Annotated in this window: 18 protein-coding genes; 4 read left to right on the forward strand and 14 right to left on the reverse strand. The window is 63.8% G+C overall.

The annotated features are described in order from the left end of the window. Positions 1 to 7: 7 nt before the first annotated feature. The 3 genes from plsX to EUU22_RS06925 form a co-directional block, all read right to left on the reverse strand. The gene (plsX, locus tag EUU22_RS06915; protein ID WP_129331275.1) at positions 8 to 1,054 is read right to left on the reverse strand and encodes a phosphate acyltransferase PlsX; all 1,047 of its coding nucleotides are present in this window, start codon (positions 1,052 to 1,054) and stop codon (positions 8 to 10) included. 109 nt (positions 1,055 to 1,163) lie between these two features. Then, positions 1,164 to 1,727 (reverse strand): YceD family protein, encoded by a 564-nt coding sequence (locus EUU22_RS06920; protein ID WP_129331276.1) that lies wholly within the window; start codon positions 1,725 to 1,727, stop codon positions 1,164 to 1,166. Then, the gene (locus EUU22_RS06925) at positions 1,724 to 2,332 is read right to left on the reverse strand and encodes a ubiquinol-cytochrome C chaperone family protein (protein WP_129331277.1); all 609 of its coding nucleotides are present in this window, start codon (positions 2,330 to 2,332) and stop codon (positions 1,724 to 1,726) included. Before EUU22_RS06925 ends, EUU22_RS06920 begins: the two co-directional genes overlap by 4 nt. 195 nt (positions 2,333 to 2,527) lie before the next feature. Between EUU22_RS06925 and EUU22_RS06930 the strand changes: the two genes are divergently transcribed. Beyond that, positions 2,528 to 3,022 (forward strand): outer membrane protein assembly factor BamE, encoded by a 495-nt coding sequence (locus EUU22_RS06930; protein ID WP_129331498.1) that lies wholly within the window; start codon positions 2,528 to 2,530, stop codon positions 3,020 to 3,022. 119 nt (positions 3,023 to 3,141) lie between these two features. Here EUU22_RS06930 and EUU22_RS06935 read toward each other — a convergent pair whose 3' ends face one another. The 4 genes from EUU22_RS06935 to EUU22_RS06950 all read right to left on the reverse strand — a co-directional run bounded on the left by EUU22_RS06935 (position 3,142) and on the right by EUU22_RS06950 (position 7,654). Continuing rightward, on the reverse strand, positions 3,142 to 5,280 hold the full coding sequence (locus tag EUU22_RS06935) for a sodium-translocating pyrophosphatase (protein WP_129331278.1): 2,139 nt from the start codon (positions 5,278 to 5,280) through the stop codon (positions 3,142 to 3,144). Positions 5,281 to 5,459: 179 nt separating this feature from the next. Beyond that, on the reverse strand, positions 5,460 to 6,683 hold the full coding sequence (locus EUU22_RS06940) for an MFS transporter (protein ID WP_129331279.1): 1,224 nt from the start codon (positions 6,681 to 6,683) through the stop codon (positions 5,460 to 5,462). Between the two features lie 23 nt (positions 6,684 to 6,706). Continuing rightward, on the reverse strand, positions 6,707 to 7,192 hold the full coding sequence (gene nusB / locus EUU22_RS06945; RefSeq protein WP_129331280.1) for a transcription antitermination factor NusB: 486 nt from the start codon (positions 7,190 to 7,192) through the stop codon (positions 6,707 to 6,709). 3 nt (positions 7,193 to 7,195) lie between these two features. Next, positions 7,196 to 7,654, reverse strand: coding sequence for a 6,7-dimethyl-8-ribityllumazine synthase (locus EUU22_RS06950; protein ID WP_129331281.1), 459 nt, complete (start codon positions 7,652 to 7,654; stop codon positions 7,196 to 7,198). A gap of 301 nt (positions 7,655 to 7,955) precedes the next feature. On the opposite strand from EUU22_RS06950, the gene EUU22_RS06955 reads away from it, so the two are divergent. Further along, positions 7,956 to 8,297, forward strand: a complete 342-nt coding sequence (locus tag EUU22_RS06955; RefSeq protein ID WP_129331282.1) for a hypothetical protein — start codon at positions 7,956 to 7,958, stop codon at positions 8,295 to 8,297. 88 nt (positions 8,298 to 8,385) lie between these two features. Here the strand turns inward: EUU22_RS06955 and EUU22_RS06960 are convergent, their stop codons facing one another. From EUU22_RS06960 to EUU22_RS06990, 7 genes are all read right to left on the reverse strand, one after another. Beyond that, positions 8,386 to 9,021 (reverse strand): riboflavin synthase, encoded by a 636-nt coding sequence (locus EUU22_RS06960; protein WP_129331283.1) that lies wholly within the window; start codon positions 9,019 to 9,021, stop codon positions 8,386 to 8,388. Then, positions 9,021 to 10,118 carry a bifunctional diaminohydroxyphosphoribosylaminopyrimidine deaminase/5-amino-6-(5-phosphoribosylamino)uracil reductase RibD gene (gene ribD, locus EUU22_RS06965; protein ID WP_280956474.1) on the reverse strand — a complete coding sequence of 366 codons (1,098 nt, stop codon included), beginning with the start codon at positions 10,116 to 10,118 and terminating at the stop codon, positions 9,021 to 9,023. Before ribD ends, EUU22_RS06960 begins: the two co-directional genes overlap by 1 nt. A gap of 3 nt (positions 10,119 to 10,121) precedes the next feature. Then, entirely contained in the window at positions 10,122 to 10,598 is a 477-nt protein-coding gene (nrdR, locus tag EUU22_RS06970; RefSeq protein WP_112687028.1) for a transcriptional regulator NrdR, read from the reverse strand. A 9-nt stretch (positions 10,599 to 10,607) separates the two neighbouring features. Then, entirely contained in the window at positions 10,608 to 11,897 is a 1,290-nt protein-coding gene (gene glyA, locus EUU22_RS06975; RefSeq protein WP_129331284.1) for a serine hydroxymethyltransferase, read from the reverse strand. 167 nt (positions 11,898 to 12,064) lie between these two features. Then, a complete protein-coding gene (locus EUU22_RS06980; protein WP_129331285.1) occupies positions 12,065 to 13,402 on the reverse strand; it encodes a L,D-transpeptidase family protein in 1,338 nt (445 codons plus the stop codon). Positions 13,403 to 13,714: 312 nt separating this feature from the next. Then, complete coding sequence (ldtR, locus tag EUU22_RS06985) at positions 13,715 to 14,224, reverse strand: transcriptional regulator LdtR (RefSeq protein WP_112687282.1); 510 nt, start codon at positions 14,222 to 14,224, stop codon at positions 13,715 to 13,717. Between the two features lie 131 nt (positions 14,225 to 14,355). After that, positions 14,356 to 14,793, reverse strand: coding sequence for a DUF6163 family protein (locus EUU22_RS06990; RefSeq protein WP_129331286.1), 438 nt, complete (start codon positions 14,791 to 14,793; stop codon positions 14,356 to 14,358). A 194-nt stretch (positions 14,794 to 14,987) separates the two neighbouring features. On the opposite strand from EUU22_RS06990, the gene hemB reads away from it, so the two are divergent. Then, entirely contained in the window at positions 14,988 to 16,001 is a 1,014-nt protein-coding gene (gene hemB, locus EUU22_RS06995) for a porphobilinogen synthase (RefSeq protein ID WP_129331287.1), read from the forward strand. An 81-nt stretch (positions 16,002 to 16,082) separates the two neighbouring features. Beyond that, positions 16,083 to 16,541 (forward strand): RDD family protein, encoded by a 459-nt coding sequence (locus tag EUU22_RS07000; protein ID WP_129331288.1) that lies wholly within the window; start codon positions 16,083 to 16,085, stop codon positions 16,539 to 16,541. Positions 16,542 to 16,696 lie beyond the last annotated feature (155 nt).

The following is a 16,696-nucleotide window of genomic DNA, read 5'->3' on the forward strand; positions in this document are numbered from 1 at the left end:
CCACCGATCATGCTGCTTCGGGCCCTGCACTGGAGGAGTGCCGTGCATGATACTCTTTCAAGTCGTTTTCAATCTTTTGTGTGAGGCCATTGCGGGCCATGTCATAGCCGACGTCGATCGCGGCCGCAAAGCCCTCCGCATCGGTGCCGCCATGGCTCTTGATCACGATTCCGTTGAGGCCGAGGAAGACCGCGCCGTTCACCTTGCGCGGGTCCATCTTCTCGCGCAGGCGATCGAACGCCTCCTTGGCGAGAAGATAACCGAGCCGGGCGAGCAGGGTGCGTGACATCGCCGACCGCAGGTATTGTGCGATCTGCCGCGCCGTACCCTCGGCGGTCTTCAGAGCGACGTTGCCGGTGAAGCCTTCCGTCACCACGACGTCGACCGTACCGCGGCCGAGGTCGTCGCCTTCGACGAAACCGTAATAATTGATCGTGTCGAGACCGGCCTCGCGGATCAGCCGGCCCGCTTCCTTGACCTCTTCCTGGCCCTTGACCTCCTCGACGCCGACATTCAGCAGGCCGACCATCGGGCGCTCGATCTCGAAGAGAGCGCGGGCCATCGCCCCGCCCATGACGGCGAAGTCGAGAAGCTGCTGGGCGTCGGCCCCGATGGTGGCGCCGACGTCGAGCACGATGCTCTCGCCCTTGAGCGTCGGCCAGATGCCGGCCAGCGCCGGACGCTCGATGTTTGCCATGGTGCGAAGACAGAACAGCGACATGGCCATCAGCGCGCCGGTATTACCGGCGGAGACCGCGACATCGGCTTCCTTCGCCTTCACCGCTTCGATCGCCTTCCACATGGACGACTTGTAGCGGCCGCGACGAAGTGCCTGGCTCGGCTTCTCGTCCATGGCGACGGCGATCTCGCAATGATGAAAGACCGACCTTTCCCTCAGCGTCGGATACCGCGCGAGGATCGGCGCGCACTTCTCCTGCTGGCCAAACATGACAAAGCTGACGCCCGGATGACGTTCCAGCGCCTTGGCGGCGCCGGGAATGACAACCTCAGGGCCGAAGTCGCCTCCCATCAAATCAAGGGAAATTCTGATCACTCTCGTCTGATCCTTCCTTTCGCTGCCCGGCGAAATTTCGGCCAAAATACCGTTTTTGCGGTCCCGCACAACCGATTTGTGGCGACCGTTTCCGTTTGCGAACCGCGAATTAATCCTTCTTCCAGTCCTTCAGGACGGCAAAGGGCGACGGCTTGCGGTCGCTCTCGCCGCTGTCCTCGACATGGCCGTCGAAGGCGGCGCCGGACTTGCGCGGGTAAGGATCGATCGCAAGTGCGGCGAATTCCGCGACCAGCGCGCCCGCATCGATCGTATCGCCGGTGAAGGTTTCCGGCATGTCGGGGCCCTCGGGATCGAGAATCATCTCGCCCGCTTCGTTCGTCAGTATCCGGGAAAGGCGCGATCCCTCCGGCACGAAGACCTGGTCTATCTCCTGGTCGATCTGCGAAACCACCGGCTCCAGCGTGACGACGCAGGCCTGCACCAGTTCTGCCTTCACCCGACCCTTGATGCGGATGCCGTCCTTCTTCCAGCGTGCGATCTGCAGGTCGGCGCCGAGGCTCTCGACCGCTTCCACGTTCCAGAGTGCGGCCAGCGCACGGCGCTCGCGTTCGTCGGCCTCGACATGGACCTGGACGGGGTTTGCCGAGACGTGGCCGACCTTCACCAGATAGGAAAAGGCCGCATCGCCGGCATGCTTGTGGTGTGAACTCATTGCGGTCGAGGCCCTCCGGGAACGGCCAATGTGACGGATCCGGTCTCGACGCTCTCTTCGGGGATATCGCGCAGATGCGCTTCCTCCTCGATCATCCAGCGGGCCAGTCCATGCATGTCGGGGGCGTCCTCGCCCCTTTCGGGATATATATTGCGCACGAGCGCCTGCGCCAACAGTTGCTCGTCACCTTTGTCGAGCGCGGCGCCATAGGACTCGGCGCGACCGTAAAAGCGGCCGGCGAGCTTCTTCATCCGTTTCGGCACGCCGGGATCACCGACACCGAGTTCGCGGATGGAATGATCGACGTCCTGGAAGAAGGCGTCGATGATCTCCTGGGCGAGTTCCTGACCGCTGCGCGCCGATTTCGACGTGCGCCTGAAGAACAGAATCAGCACGATCGAGAGCATCTCGAAACGGCCCATGACCGTGTCGGGAGCCGAGAGGTCGGTGTAGAAATACGGTGTACGCGCCGCCGCCGTGAGCGCCGCATATTGCCGTTCCATGATCTGCCTGTTGTGCTTTTTCTGCCGGAAAAATCCGAATAGCATCGATTCTGCCAAAAAGGGCCGCGGGAACATCCGCGCCGGCCCATGGTCGTGTTGCATGATTGCGAAAGCTGGTTTACCGAAGCAGACGCGAATTGCAATGCCGTTTTGCGCCGTCTGCCATGCACGCCATGCGCCGGACGAGCCGAAGCGAGGAGCTTCGTTGTGTCGCCGGTCTTCCCCGGAAAGGCCACAATGATAGCGCAACAGGTTCGCGGGCGCCCCGGCGCTCCAACGGAAAAGTCATTGGGAGACGTGTGGTTGGAAATGCGATACATCAGATCGGACAGGCGATTTTTCGGCGCCGCCCTCGCCATCGCCCTCGTAGCGGGCGGTCTCTCCGGCTGCAAGACCTCCGAAGTCTTCCATAACGGCTACATCGTCGACCAGGCCTCTCTCGACCTGGTTCCCGAAGGCTCGAGCCGCGAACAGGTGCTCCTCTCGCTCGGCACGCCTTCGACCACCGCGACCTTCGATGCGGAGGTCTTCTACTACATCTCGCAGAAGCGCACCCGTTCGGTGGCCTTCATGAAGCCGAAGCTGGTCGACCAGCAGGTGCTCGCGATCTATTTCGACAAGGACGGCGTCGTCAGCCGGCGCGCCAACTACACGCTGAAGGACGGCAAGGTCTTCGACACGATTTCCCGCACCACACCGACGGGCGGCAAGGACCTCACCTTCCTGCAGCAGATCCTTTCGGGTGGCGGCGGCGCGGCAAACTCCGTCAAGAACCTGTTCAACAATCTTTGATCCGGCACCTGCCGGCGCCCGAAGGGATGCCGGTCGAATGTCAGGAACGGCCACAAGAGAAAGCCCGCGGAAATCGCTTTCCGCGGGCTTCGTTTTTGCCTGTTACCCCGTCACCCCTATCAGGCGGCGAGCATCGCCAGCAGAAGGAGTGCCACGATGTTGGTGATCTTGATCGCCGGGTTCACGGCCGGGCCTGCGGTATCCTTGTAGGGATCGCCGACGGTATCGCCGGTGACGGACGCCTTGTGGGCGTCCGAACCCTTCAGGTGCTTGACCCCGTCCTTGTCGATGAAGCCGTCCTCGAAGCTCTTCTTGGCATTGTCCCATGCACCGCCGCCGGAGGTCATGGAAATCGCGACGAAGAGCCCGTTGACGATCACGCCGAGGAGCGAGGCGCCGAGCGCGGCGAAGGCCGAGGCCTTGGAGCCGGAGATGAGCAGCACGCCGAAATAGACGACGAGCGGCGCCAGAACCGGCAGCAGCGACGGCACGATCATTTCCCGGATCGCCGCCTTGGTCAGCATGTCGACGGCGCGACCGTAATCCGGCTTCACCGTGCCCTGCATGATGCCGGCATTCTCGCGGAACTGACGGCGAACCTCCTCGACGATCGAACCGGCGGCGCGACCGACGGCGGTCATGGCGATACCGCCGAAGAGATACGGGATGAGGCCACCGAAGATCAGGCCGGCGACGACATAAGGGTTCGACAGGCTGAAGGAGATGTCACCGATACCCGCGAAATACGGATAGCGGTCGCTGTTGGTTGCAAAGAACTGCAGATCGTTCGAATAGGCCGCGAAGAGCACCAGCGCGCCGAGGCCGGCCGATCCGATCGCATAGCCCTTGGTCACCGCCTTGGTGGTGTTGCCGACAGCGTCGAGCGCGTCGGTGGACTTGCGCACTTCCGACGGCAGGCCCGCCATTTCGGCGATACCGCCGGCATTGTCGGTGACCGGGCCGAAGGCGTCGAGCGCGACGATCATGCCGGCGAGGCCGAGCATGGTCGTCACCGCGATGGCGGTTCCGAACAGGCCGGCGAGCTGGTAGGTCGCGACGATGCCGCCGACGATGACGATCGCAGGAAGAGCGGTCGACTCGAGCGAGACCGCAAGGCCCTGGATGACGTTGGTGCCGTGGCCGGTGACGGAGGCCTGGGCGATCGAGTTCACCGGACGCTTGTTCGTGCCGGTATAGTATTCGGTGATCACCACGATGAGGGCCGTGACGACGAGGCCGAGAATGCCGCAGATGAAGAGGTTCCATCCGGTGACATCGGCGCCGGCGACCGTGCCGATCGTACCCCAGCCGATGGTGAGCGACGTGGCCGCGCCGAGCCCGAGGAGCGAGAGGAGCCCGGTGACGATCAGTCCTTTGTAGAGCGCGCCCATGATCGAGCCGTTCACACCGAGCTTCACGAAGAAGGTACCGACGATCGAAGTGATGATGCAGGCGCCGCAGATCGCGAGCGGATAGATCATCGCCGTTTCGAGCGCCGGAGTGCCGGCGAAGAAGATCGCTGCGAGCACCATGGTCGCGACTACGGAGACGGCATAGGTCTCGAAGAGGTCGGCCGCCATGCCGGCGCAGTCGCCGACATTGTCGCCGACGTTGTCGGCGATCGTCGCCGGATTGCGCGGGTCGTCCTCCGGAATACCGGCTTCCACCTTGCCGACGAGGTCGCCGCCGACATCCGCACCCTTGGTGAAGATACCGCCGCCGAGACGGGCGAAGATGGAGATGAGCGAGGCGCCGAAACCGAGAGCGACCAGCGAGTCGATGGCCTCGCGGGAGCCCGGTTCATGGCCGAGCACTGCCGTCAGGATGTAGAAGTAGATGGAGACGCCGAGAAGCGCGAGACCGGCAACCAGCATGCCGGTGATCGCACCCGACTTGAAGGCGATGTCGAGGCCTGCCGAAAGGCTGCCCGATGCAGCCTGGGCGGTGCGGACGTTGGCGCGCACCGACACATGCATGCCGATGAAGCCCGCAGCGCCCGAGAGGACCGCCCCGATCAGGAAGCCGACGGCGGCGGTTCCCGAGAGCAGCAGCCAGGTGCCGACGAACACCACGGCCCCCACCGCGGCGATCGTCATGTACTGACGCGCGAGATAGGCCTGCGCCCCCTCCCGGATGAAGCCCGCGATTTCCTGCATACGCGTATTGCCCTGGTCGGCGGCAAGCACCGAGCGCGTCGCCCAGATCGCATAGGCGATCGAGAGCAACCCGCATAGAATAACGCCTACAAGTACTGTCATTCGCAATACCTCCAAATTCGCCCGGACGCACTGTCGCGCCGCGCGGTCCCTTCGCCGGACTCAAGCCCCTCCTCAGAAGCTGATCGGCCCGGACGCGAGATTGCGTGGAGGATCGAATGGCGTCAAGAGCCGCATTTTGCGGTCGACGCGATGGAAACAGGCGAAATGTCGCGGTTTTTTCAGGCGCTTGGGCGCGCGGCCCGCATCTGCAGCAGCACCAGCACCAGGCAGACGATGGTGACCGGCCAGATGACGAGGTTCATGACGGACCAGCCATAGGCGGTGAAGACCTTGCCCGACGAAAACGAGGAAAGCGCCACCAGACCAAACAGGATGATGTCGTGGAAACCCTGGACCTTGTCGGCCTCCTGTGGGCGGTAGCTGGATGCGACGATCGCTGTCGCGCCGATGAAGCCGAAGTTCCAGCCGACGCCGAGCAGCACCAGCGCACCCCAGAAGTTCCAGAGCTCGACGCCCATATGGGCGACGACGGCGCAGGCCATCAGGATCACAAGTCCGGCGATGACCACCTTCTCCGTGCCGAAACGCGAGATCAGCACGCCGGTGAAGAAGCTCGGTGCGAACATCGCGATCACGTGCCACTGGATGCCGAGGGTGGCGAGATCGGACGAAAAGCCGCAGCCGACCACCATGGCGAGCGGTGCGCCCGTCATCATGAACGTCATCAGCGCATAGGAGCTGACGCCGCAGATCATGCCGGTGATGAAGCGCTGCGTCATCACGATCTCGCGCAGCGGGCGTGCGGGCGCGCCGTCGATGCCGCTGCGGCCGTTCATGGCCGGCAGGTTCAGGAAGGAGAGAACCCCGATCGCGGCGAGCATCAGCGGCACCATGGCCGTGAAGGCGCCGGCGAAGGTGACCGGCGCGAAGTAGTCCTTCATCCAGATCGCAAGCTGCGGACCGACGATCGCCGAAATGATCCCGCCGGCGAGAATCCAGGAGATCGCCTTGCCCTTGTAGAACGTCGGCGAGGCATCCGCCGCGGCAAAGCGGATCTTCTGGGTGAAGCCGCCGGAAAGGCCGATCAGCAGCAGACCGAAGGCGAAGAGCCAGAAGTCGGAGCGGAACAGCGCGAGCGTCGCGACGGTGCCGCCGACGGCACCCATGAGCGCCCCGAACATGAAACTCGTCCGGCGGCCGAGGAAACGCGAGGCCAGCGCCACCACGATCGCGCCGATGGCGACGCCGACGTTGAAACCGGTGAGCGGAGCCGTCGCGAGCGACTTGTCGGCACCGAGCAGCTGGAAGCCGGCCAGACCGCCGACGGAGAAGCTTAAGGGCGCGGCCGAGCCGAGGATAGACTGGGCAGCCGTGAGGATGAAGACATTGCGCTTGGCTGAACTCAGCTGCGTCTCAAGCCCGCCTGCTTCGACAGCGCTCATTTAAGGCTCCTATCGCCTGTTCTTCACTTTCCGGCGGGTCCGCGAACCTGCTTGGCGATACGGTCGAGCACCGCATTGACGAGCTTCGGCTCCTCCCCTTCGAAGAAGGCGCGAGCGATCTCCACATATTCCGTGGCGATGACGGCGACGGGAACGTCCTTGCGCTCCAGAAGCTCAAAGGTGCCGGCGCGCAGGATGGCGCGGACGGTGCTGTCGATGCGCGATAGCGGCCAGTCGTCCTGCAGGGCGTTGCTGATCAGCGGGTCGATCTTGGTCTGGTCGCGCACGACACCGGACACGATCGAGCGGAACCAGGAAGGATCGGCCTTCACATAGGTCTCTCCGTCGATTTCCTGTCCCAGCCGATGAGCTTCGTACTCCGCCACGACTTCGAGCACGCCAGAGCCGGCGATGTCCATTTGGTAGAGCGCCTGCACGGCCGCGAGGCGTGCGGCACCTCGCTGGTTCGCGACCTTGATCGTCGGCTGCTGCTTTTCGTCCTTGCCCATCGGTCAGCCACCCAGTTTCTGCTTGAGCGCGATCATCGTCAGCGCGGCGCGAGCGGCGAAGCCGCCCTTGTCCATCTCCGAACGGCGGGCCCGCGCCCAGGCCTGCGCCTCGTTCTCGACGGTCAGGATGCCGTTGCCGATCGGCAGCGATTCCGAGACCGCCAGATCCATCAGCGCCCGGGAGGATTCGTTGGAGACGATATCGAAGTGGTAGGTCTCGCCGCGGATCACCATGCCGAGCGCGACGAAGCCGTCATATTCCGTGCCGCCGGCATCCGCACCGTCGAGCGCCATGGCAATCGCCGCGGGAATCTCCAGCGCGCCGGGCACGGTTACGACGTCATAGGTCGCGCCCGCCTCGCCGAGCGCCGCCTTCGCTCCGTCGAGCAACGCGTCCGACATATCGTCGTAGAAACGGGCTTCTACGATCAGGAGATGGGGAGCCGATTGCGTCTGTGGCATGGGTATGATCCTGGAAACGGGGAAAATCGGGCGCGGCCCGAACAGACCGCGGTCAAACCATGCCCGCCCGCCATTGGCAAGTGTTTTTAAACCGGCCTTGCCCAAATGCGAAACGACGCCGCCGAAACGGCGCGCGGACGACGCCTCCAAAGAGGCGATTTGATGGCATCGCGCATTACGATTGTTTAATCGAATTCAACAGCTTAGTGATTGGAACTTGATCTGGAAGGGGCTCATATCTCTCTTCGTAAGCGCCACGGAAACCCTCCCGTTCCGCTGACTTCATCAAAGGAGAAAAGTCATGAACCGCTTTACCAAGATTGCCTCCGCCACCCTGTTCGCCGTTCTTTCCGTCGCCGGTTACAGCCACGCTGCGACACCGCGTGCTGTCGACGACGCGCTCCGCTCCACGGCGAGGCCCGCGTTCAACGTGGTCGAGCTGTCGTCGCTCGACCATCGCAGCCCTGTCCTCGCGGAATACAAGGACGTGAGCCCCGCCTCGATGTCCGCCCGCGACCTGCAGGCATCGATCGAGTCGAACCACAGCCTTCGCCGACAACTGAGCGCCGAGAACGTCGAGATCGGCAACATCGTCGGCGCCGAACGGGCCGCCGACGGCAGCTTCGTCTTCTATCTCCGCTGACCGGCCCTTGCGGCAGGATCGAAGGCGCCTCGCGGGTTTTCCCGCGGGGCGTCCGCGCGTTTCGGCCTATCCCGCAGAAACGCCGGCGTCAGCCGGCGGAAACGGAGCCGGTTGTCCGGTCGGGGAATTCCGCAAGCCGCGCCGCATAACGCGCCATGGTATCGACCTCGAAGTTCACCTTGTCGCCCGCCTTGCGTTCGCCCCAGGTGGTGACCTCCAGCGTGTGGCGGATCAGCAGGATGTCGAAATCTGTGCCGTCGACCGCATTGACGGTGAGCGAGGTCCCGTCGAGCGCCACCGAACCCTTCGGCGCGACGAAACGGGCGAGGTGCTCCGGCACCCGCAGGCGGATACGCACGGCATCGCCCTCCGGTGCCACGGAAAGGATCTCGGCGGTACCGTCGACATGACCCGAAACGATGTGACCGCCGAGCTCGTCGCCGATCTTCAGCGACCGTTCGAGATTGACGCGCGTCCCCTTCATCCAGCTGCCGATGGTGGTGAGACGCAACGCCTCTTCCCAGGCCTCGACCTCGTACCAGCGGGCATTGCTGCCCTGCTCCGGCAGGCCGGTCACGGTGAGGCAGGTGCCGGCATGGGCGATCGACGCCCCCATGTCGATGGTCGCCGGATCGTAGCTCGTGGCGATACGGAGCCGGACGCCCTCCTTCAGCGGCGTGACGGACTCGACGGTGCCAATATCGGTGACGATGCCGGTGAACATCAGATCCCTCTCTCGTAGTCGTCGAAACGGTCGGCGCCGAAGACTGCCGACCGCACGTGCTTGAAACCTTCCGGTATATGGTCGGTGTCGACCGGTGCGGCAATACCGCCCGGACCGATCGCTCCCGGTCCGTGGAACAACAGGATGCGATCGACCAGCCCCGCATTGAGGAAAGCTCTCGCGGTCTTCGCTCCGCCCTCGACCAGGACGGACGAAATGCCCCGCGAGACCAGCCCGAAGAGCAGGCCTTCGACATCGTCTGCCTCCACCACTTCGACGCCTTGGGCTTCGAGCGTTGCGCGGCGGGCACGCAGGGATTCTGCGGCCGGGCCATGCGCTCCTTCGGCGGCGACCGCGATCACCGGAACGTCTCGCGCCGAGCGCACGAGCTTGGAGGTGACCGGGAGGTCGAGATTGCGGTCAAGAACGACGCGAACCGGCGAATAGCGCTCAAGACCGGGCAAGCGGACGGTCAGTTCCGGGTCGTCGGCGAGCGCCGTGCCGATACCGACGAGGATGGCGTCGGTCTCGGCTCGCAGGAGATGCACCTGTCCGCGCGACTGAGGCCCGGTGATGGCGATCTGCCCCTCGCCTTCCCGGCCGATCATACCGTCGGACGATATGGCAAGCTTCAGAAGCACTTGCGGACGTTTCTTGATCTGTCGAGTGAGGTAGGCGGCAAGCGCCCTGCGCCCCTCCTCCTCGAGAATACCGGTGACCACCTCGATGCCGGCTTCCCCGAGGATCTTCACGCCGCGTCCGGAGACGCGCGGGTCGGGATCAAGCACGGAAATGACCACGCGGGCGATGCCGGCGGCGACGATCGCGTTGGCGCAGGGCGGCGTCCGGCCGTAGTGCGAACACGGTTCGAGGGTCACATAAGCGGTCGCGCCGCTCGCCTTCTCGCCGGCCTCGGCCAGCGCCTGCGTTTCGGCATGGGGGCGCCCGCCCTCGGCCGTCACGCCGCGGCCGACGATTTCACCGTCCTTGACGATCAGACAGCCGACGGAGGGATTTGTGGAGGTTCGTCCCAGATGCGTGAGCGCGAGACGCAGCGCCGCTTCCATAAACCGCCGGTCGTCGGAAGCGGCGTCCACGGTTCACTCCATCCCGTGGTCGCGGGAGATCTTGGCGTTGATTTCGGCGATCACGTGCTCGAAATCCTCGGCATGAGAGAAGTCCCGATAGACCGAGGCGTAGCGAACAAAGCCGACATCGTCGAGGCTCTTCAGCGCTTCGAGGACCTGCAGGCCGATCGCCTCCGACGAGATTTCCGTCTCGCCTGAGCTTTCGAGCCGCCGCACGATGCCGGAGACCGCCCTTTCGATCCGGTCGCGGTCGACCGGCCGCTTGCGCAGCGCGATCTCGAAGGACCGCACCAGCTTGTCGCGGTCGAACGGAACCTTGCGGCCGGTCTTCTTGACCACCGTCAGTTCACGCAGTTGCACCCGCTCGAAGGTGGTGAAGCGGCCGCCGCAATCCGGGCAGATGCGGCGCCGGCGGATGGACGTGTTGTCCTCCGCCGGCCGCGAGTCCTTGACCTGGGTCTCGTCCGATCCGCAGAAAGGGCAGCGCATCCGCTCTCCTTACATGTACGGATACATCGGGAAGCGGCCGGTGAGGGCCACGACCTTTTCGCGGACGGAAGCCTCGACGCCGGCGTTGCCCTCGTCGGAGTTCGCGACCTTCAGGCCGTCGAGAACTTCGATGATCAGATTGCCGATCTCGCGGAACTCGGCTTCCTTGAAGCCGCGGGTCGTGCCGGCCGGCGTGCCGAGACGAACGCCCGAGGTGACAAAGGGCTTTTCCGGATCGAAGGGAATGCCGTTCTTGTTGCAGGTGACGTAGGCACGACCGAGGGCCGCCTCGGCGCGCTTGCCGGTTGCGTTCTTCTTGCGGAGGTCGACGAGCATCAGGTGGTTGTCGGTGCCGCCCGAAACGATGTCGACGCCGCCAGCCATAAGCGTGTCTGCCAGAGCCTTGGAGTTCTTGACGATCTGCGCCGCATAGTCCTTGAACTCGGGCTTCAGCGCTTCGCCGAGCGCGACCGCCTTGGCGGCGATGACGTGCATCAGCGGGCCGCCCTGCAGGCCGGGGAAGACGGCCGAGTTGATCTTCTTCGCGATATCCTCGTCATTGGTCAGCACCATGCCGCCGCGCGGGCCGCGCAGCGACTTGTGGGTCGTGGTGGTCGCGACGTGGCAGTGCGGGAACGGCGACGGATGCTGGCTACCGGCGACGAGACCGGCGATGTGGGCCATGTCGACCATCAGCCAGGCGCCGACTTCATCGGCGATCTCGCGGAAGCGCTTCCAGTCCCAGACGCGGGAATAGGCGGTGCCGCCGGCGATGATCAGCTTCGGCTTGTGCTTGCGCGCCTTCTCGGCCACGTCGTCCATGTCGAGCAGATGGTCGCCTTCGCGCACGCCGTAGGAGACGACGTTGAACCACTTGCCGGACATGTTGACCGGCGAGCCGTGGGTCAGGTGTCCCCCGGAATTGAGGTCGAGACCCATGAAGGTGTCGCCCGGCTGCAGGAGCGCCAGGAAGACCGCCTGGTTCATCTGCGAACCGGAATTCGGCTGGACGTTGGCGAAGTTGACGCCGAAGAGCTTCTTGGCGCGCTCGATCGCCAGTTCCTCGGCGATGTCGACATACTGGCAGCCGCCGTAATAGCGCTTGCCCGGATAGCCCTCGGCATACTTGTTCGTCATGATCGAACCCTGCGCCTCGAGCACGGCCCGCGAGACGATGTTCTCGGAAGCGATCAGCTCGATCTCATGGCGCTGGCGACCCAGTTCCTTCTCGATCGCGCCGAAGATTTCGGGATCGACCTCGGCGAGCGGGCGGGAGAAGAAGGCATCGGTGTTCGACATAGTAGAGGGCTCCTGAACGGGTTGATGCCAAGGGGTCTTAGCCTCCCGCAGGACCGAGGGCAATACGGCTTACGACATTTGAGCATCAAAGAGCGATAACGCCCCGCGCGGACGAAAAAAGCCGCGTCCCAGAGAGGCGCGGCTTCAAAGGAGAGCGGCAAATGCCCTTATTGCTGCGGCACGAGGTCGTCGTCGACGGAGATCGAGCCGGCGACCTGTTCGACGCCGATATTGGTGTCGAGCGCGAGCTGGACGTTACCGTCGAGCTGGTAGATGTCGTCGCGGAACTGGACGACGTTGTCCTTCGCCGACCAGGCGGTCAGATAGACCCAGTGGACGCCGACTTCGTCACTCAGGGGGATCGGCGTGTTGACACGCGATGCGATGACCTGCTCGATCTGCTGGCGGCTCCAGCCGGGCGTGTATTTCAGCACCCAGACGATGAGGTCGCGGACGTTCTGCACGCGCACGCAGCCCGAGGACTCGAACCGCATGAGCTTGTTGAACAGGCCCTGGGTCGGCGTGTCGTGCATGTAGACCGCGTCCGGGCTCGGGAAGTTGATCTTCGTCGCCGACATCGCGTTGATCTTGCCCGGGTCCTGGCGGAACATCAGGTTCGGTGCCTTGGGAGCGAACCAGTCGATCGTTTCCGGTGCCACCTCGTTGCCGTTGCCGTCGATCAGGCGGATGCTGTTGCGCGCCAGATAGGTCGGGTCCTTCTGCATCAGCGGCACGATGTCCTTCTCGACGATCGAGCGCGGCGCGGTCCAGTACGGGTTGAGGATGATGTCGGAAACCTTGGAGCTCACCAGCGGCGACGGACGGCTGATGCGGCCGACGATTGCGGTGTTGCGCAGCGCCACGCGGTCGTTCTCGACAGCCTCGACATAGGCAGCCGGAATGTTGACCATGATGTAGCGGGCTTCGAGCTGCTTGCTGACGATGTCCTGCAGGCGCTGCAGGTTGACGTTCAACTGCATCAGGCGGGTATCGGCCGGAACGTTGAGCGCCTTCAGGGTAAATTCGCCGAGAACGCCGTCGTCCGGAAGGCCATGACGGGCCTGGAACCGCTTCACGGCACCGTCGACATAGGTGTCAAACGAGTCGGAGAGGCCCGCCGAACGCGGCAGGTCGCCGGAAATCATCAGACGCTGGCGCAGCGTCTGGACCGACGGATCGATGACGCCGAGCTTCAGCTTGACACCCGGATTGACCTGCGGCCAGCCACCATTCGCGACGATCGCCTGGTAGTTGGCGATCGCCTGCTGCACATGCATGACGTTGCTGGGGCTGAGGACCGGCGTATTCGACACGACGTTGGCATTTGCACGCGAAACCTGCGCGTCGAACTGGTCGTCCCAGTTCCCGCGGCGCGGCGCGTTGATGACGTCGTCGATCGCCGTCTGCGCTGCCGCCTGCCCGGCAATCACGGCAGCACCGGCAACGGCGGCGCCACGCAGCAGAGCACGACGCGACATGGCAAGATTTGCAGGCTTATTCGACATATTCCCTACCATTTTCCCAAAAAGGACAGACAGCCAGCCTATACACAGGCATGGTTAACAAACGCGCACGCGTCTTGCCGGTACCCCGGAAATCGACCGTCCGAGCGGGAGGGCCACGCGGCGTTTTCTCTTCCCCGGCGCTCCCATATCAATATGGCCAATTCGTGTCACCGGTGGCCATTCACGAATGCGTGTCGCGCCGCGCCGTCCAACGCACGCAGGCGCCGTGGCGGGCAGATTGCCGCGCCAGGCGCCTCGTCGTGCGACTGCATGACTGGAGGAAAATGCAGTACCTCGAAATGCCCCGGTGGATCAGAGGCGGTAGAGGATCTGGTCGTTCCAGAAGCGATCGAGGCGCTGCAGGAGCTTGTTCATCTGGGTGAATTCGTCCGAACCGATGCCGCCGACCTTCTGGATCGAACCGATGTGGCGCTCGTAGAGGCGGGCGACGGTCTCGGCGACTTCCTGGCCCTTGTCGGTCAGGCTGATGCGGACCGAACGACGGTCGATGCGCGAGCGCTGGTGATTGATGAAACCGAGGTCGACCAGCTTCTTGACGTTGTACGACACGTTCGAGCCGAGATAGTAGCCCCGCGAGCGCAGCTCGCCGGCGGTCAGCTCCGAATTGCCGATGTTGAAGAGAAGGAGGGCCTGGACGGCGTTGACGTCCGAGCGACCCTGACGGTCGAACTCGTCCTTGATGACGTCCAGAAGACGGCGATGCAGCCGCTCGACCAGGTGGAGCGATTCCAGATAGAGCGAGCGGATTGCATCGTCATGCGGGTCATGTGTTGCCGGCTGCGGCTTGAGTTTCGTGTTCATGTCGATCTGCCTCACTGTTTGTCTGGCGGCTTTTGGTTTTCTTCCCGCCTTGTGAGAGACACTATCGAATGCGCCTAAAATTCTATTTAAAATGCAGGCTTAACAGGAGCTTACCGAAACCGGAGTGTCGATCAGGGTAAATCAACCCTTATCTCCTTCGCCTTGCGGCGCTGTTCCAGCCAGAGCGCGGCGCGGAACGCCAGGTAGACGATGACCACCGCGGAGTGCATCGGAACGACGAGGCTGTTACCGCCGTAGATGTTGCTCCAGATACCGTACATCAGGATCTGGCCGCCGGCCGCGACGACCCAGATCACCGGCCCCCAGGAGACGGCGAGCCAGAGTCCGAGGGCAGCCACGGGAAAGACGACCGCGAGGCTGCTGGCGGCGACTTTCCACGGCAGGTTCAGGAGATCGAAGCGGGCGCTGCCGCCGAACGAATAGCCGACGAGCATCGCCCAGTATTGAAGGCCGAACCACAGGCAGGAGACCGCGACCAACCGGAGGAAGGTCACGAACAATGTCTCCGTCAGGCTGCGTTTCGGCACGTGCGGCGAATCAGCTTCCATCCGCAAAACATAGGCGGACGCCGGAGCTGCCGCCAGCGACTTCCGGTGAAAAGGCGGCGACTGCCGGCCTTCGCCCACAGAGCATCGGTCGAAGCGGCGACGCCCGAAGGGGCTGCGACGACGTTTACTTTTGCACGGCTCCGGTCTCGTGCTATGCAGCCGGCGGTTTGAGCCATCAAGCGAGGACGAGTGCCATGACGCAGGACAAAACCCACCTTGTCGACGAGATCACCGGTCACCGGCGGATGCGACGCAACCGCAAGGCCGACTGGACGCGGCGGCTCGTACTCGAGAACCGGCTGACCGTCGACGACCTGATCTGGCCGATCTTCATCATTCCGGGCACCGGCATCGTCGAACCGATCGCCGCAATGCCTGGCGTCAACCGCATGACCGTCGACAAGGCGGTGGAAGCGGCGAAGGCGGCGGCCGATCTCGGCATCCCGGCACTCGCCACCTTCCCCAACGTCGAAATGAACCTGCGCGATGAGACCGGCTCGCAGATCCTCGAAGCCAACAACCTCATCAATCGCGCGACCGCGGCGATCAAGAAGGCAGTGCCGAACATCGGCGTCATCACCGATGTGGCGCTCGACCCGTTCACCAGCCACGGCCACGACGGCATCCTGCGCGACGGCGAAATCGTCAACGACGAAACGGTCGACCAGATCGTCCGGGCCGCGGTGCTGCAGGCGGACGCCGGCTCCGACATCATCGCCCCCTCCGACATGATGGACGGCCGCATCGGCGCGATCCGCCGCGGCCTCGACGCCGCCGGCCACCAGTCGGTCGGCATCATGTCCTATGCAACCAAGTTCGCCTCCTGCTACTACGGCCCCTATCGCGAGGCGATCTCGACCGGCGGCCTGCTGAAGGGCGACAAGAAGAGCTACTACATCGATCCGGCGAACGGCACAGAGGCGATCCGCGATGCGGCCCTCGACGTCGAGGAAGGCGCCGACATGCTGATGGTGAAGCCTGGCCTGCCCTATCTCGATATCTGCTGGCGAATGAAGGAAGCCTTCGGCCTGCCGGTCTTTGCCTACCAGGTTTCCGGCGAATACGCGCAGATCAAGGCAGCCGCAATGAACGGCTGGATCGACGAAGAGAAGGCGATGATGGAAACGCTGCTCTGTTTCAAGCGGGCGGGCTGCGACGGCATCCTCACCTACTTTGCGATGGATGTCGCAAGAAAGCTTGCAAAATAAAGGCGATACCCTTGCCCGGGCGGATTGCCAACGTCCGCCCGGCACCCCATATGCGTCTTCAAACAAAAGGAGCGCATGTTCATGACCTACAATCCCAATCCGCTCTATGCGGCCCCCGACGACTGGCGGGCCTATAGCGGAGTGCTGTCGCGGCGCGTGTTCGCCTTCGTCATCGACTACCTGATCATCGCGCTCCTGTGGATCCCGGCTGCCGTGCTCGTCTTTTTCGTCGGCATCCTGACGCTCGGCCTCGGCTTCCTTCTCTACCCGATCCTGTTTTTCATCGTCGCCGGCCTCTATTTCGGCATATCGCTGGCGGGACCGTTCCAGGCCACACCCGGCATGCGCGCCATGGGGATCGCCATGGTCCGGCTCGACGGACGCAAGATCGACTTCGTGACCGCGATCGCGCATCTCGCGCTTTTCTGGATCCTGAACTCGGTGCTGACGCCGCTCATTCTGCTTGCCGGCCTCTTCACCGAACGGTCGCGTCTGGCCCACGATTTCCTCGTCGGGACCGCCACGATCCGCACGGCCTGACGAAGGCTGCGATATCGGGGCCGGCGCACGGGCAACCTGCCCCGGCTCTCCACCGCGCAAGAATATTTCCTGGACCTCGCGACATTTGAAACGCTAGGACTGTTCGGCTCGCCCTTGGATCGACATAAAGGGCCGTGCCCGGACCGCCCGATCCG

The sequence above is a fragment of the Ciceribacter ferrooxidans genome, from assembly GCF_004137355.1.
GTDB lineage: Bacteria > Pseudomonadota > Alphaproteobacteria > Rhizobiales > Rhizobiaceae > Allorhizobium > Allorhizobium ferrooxidans.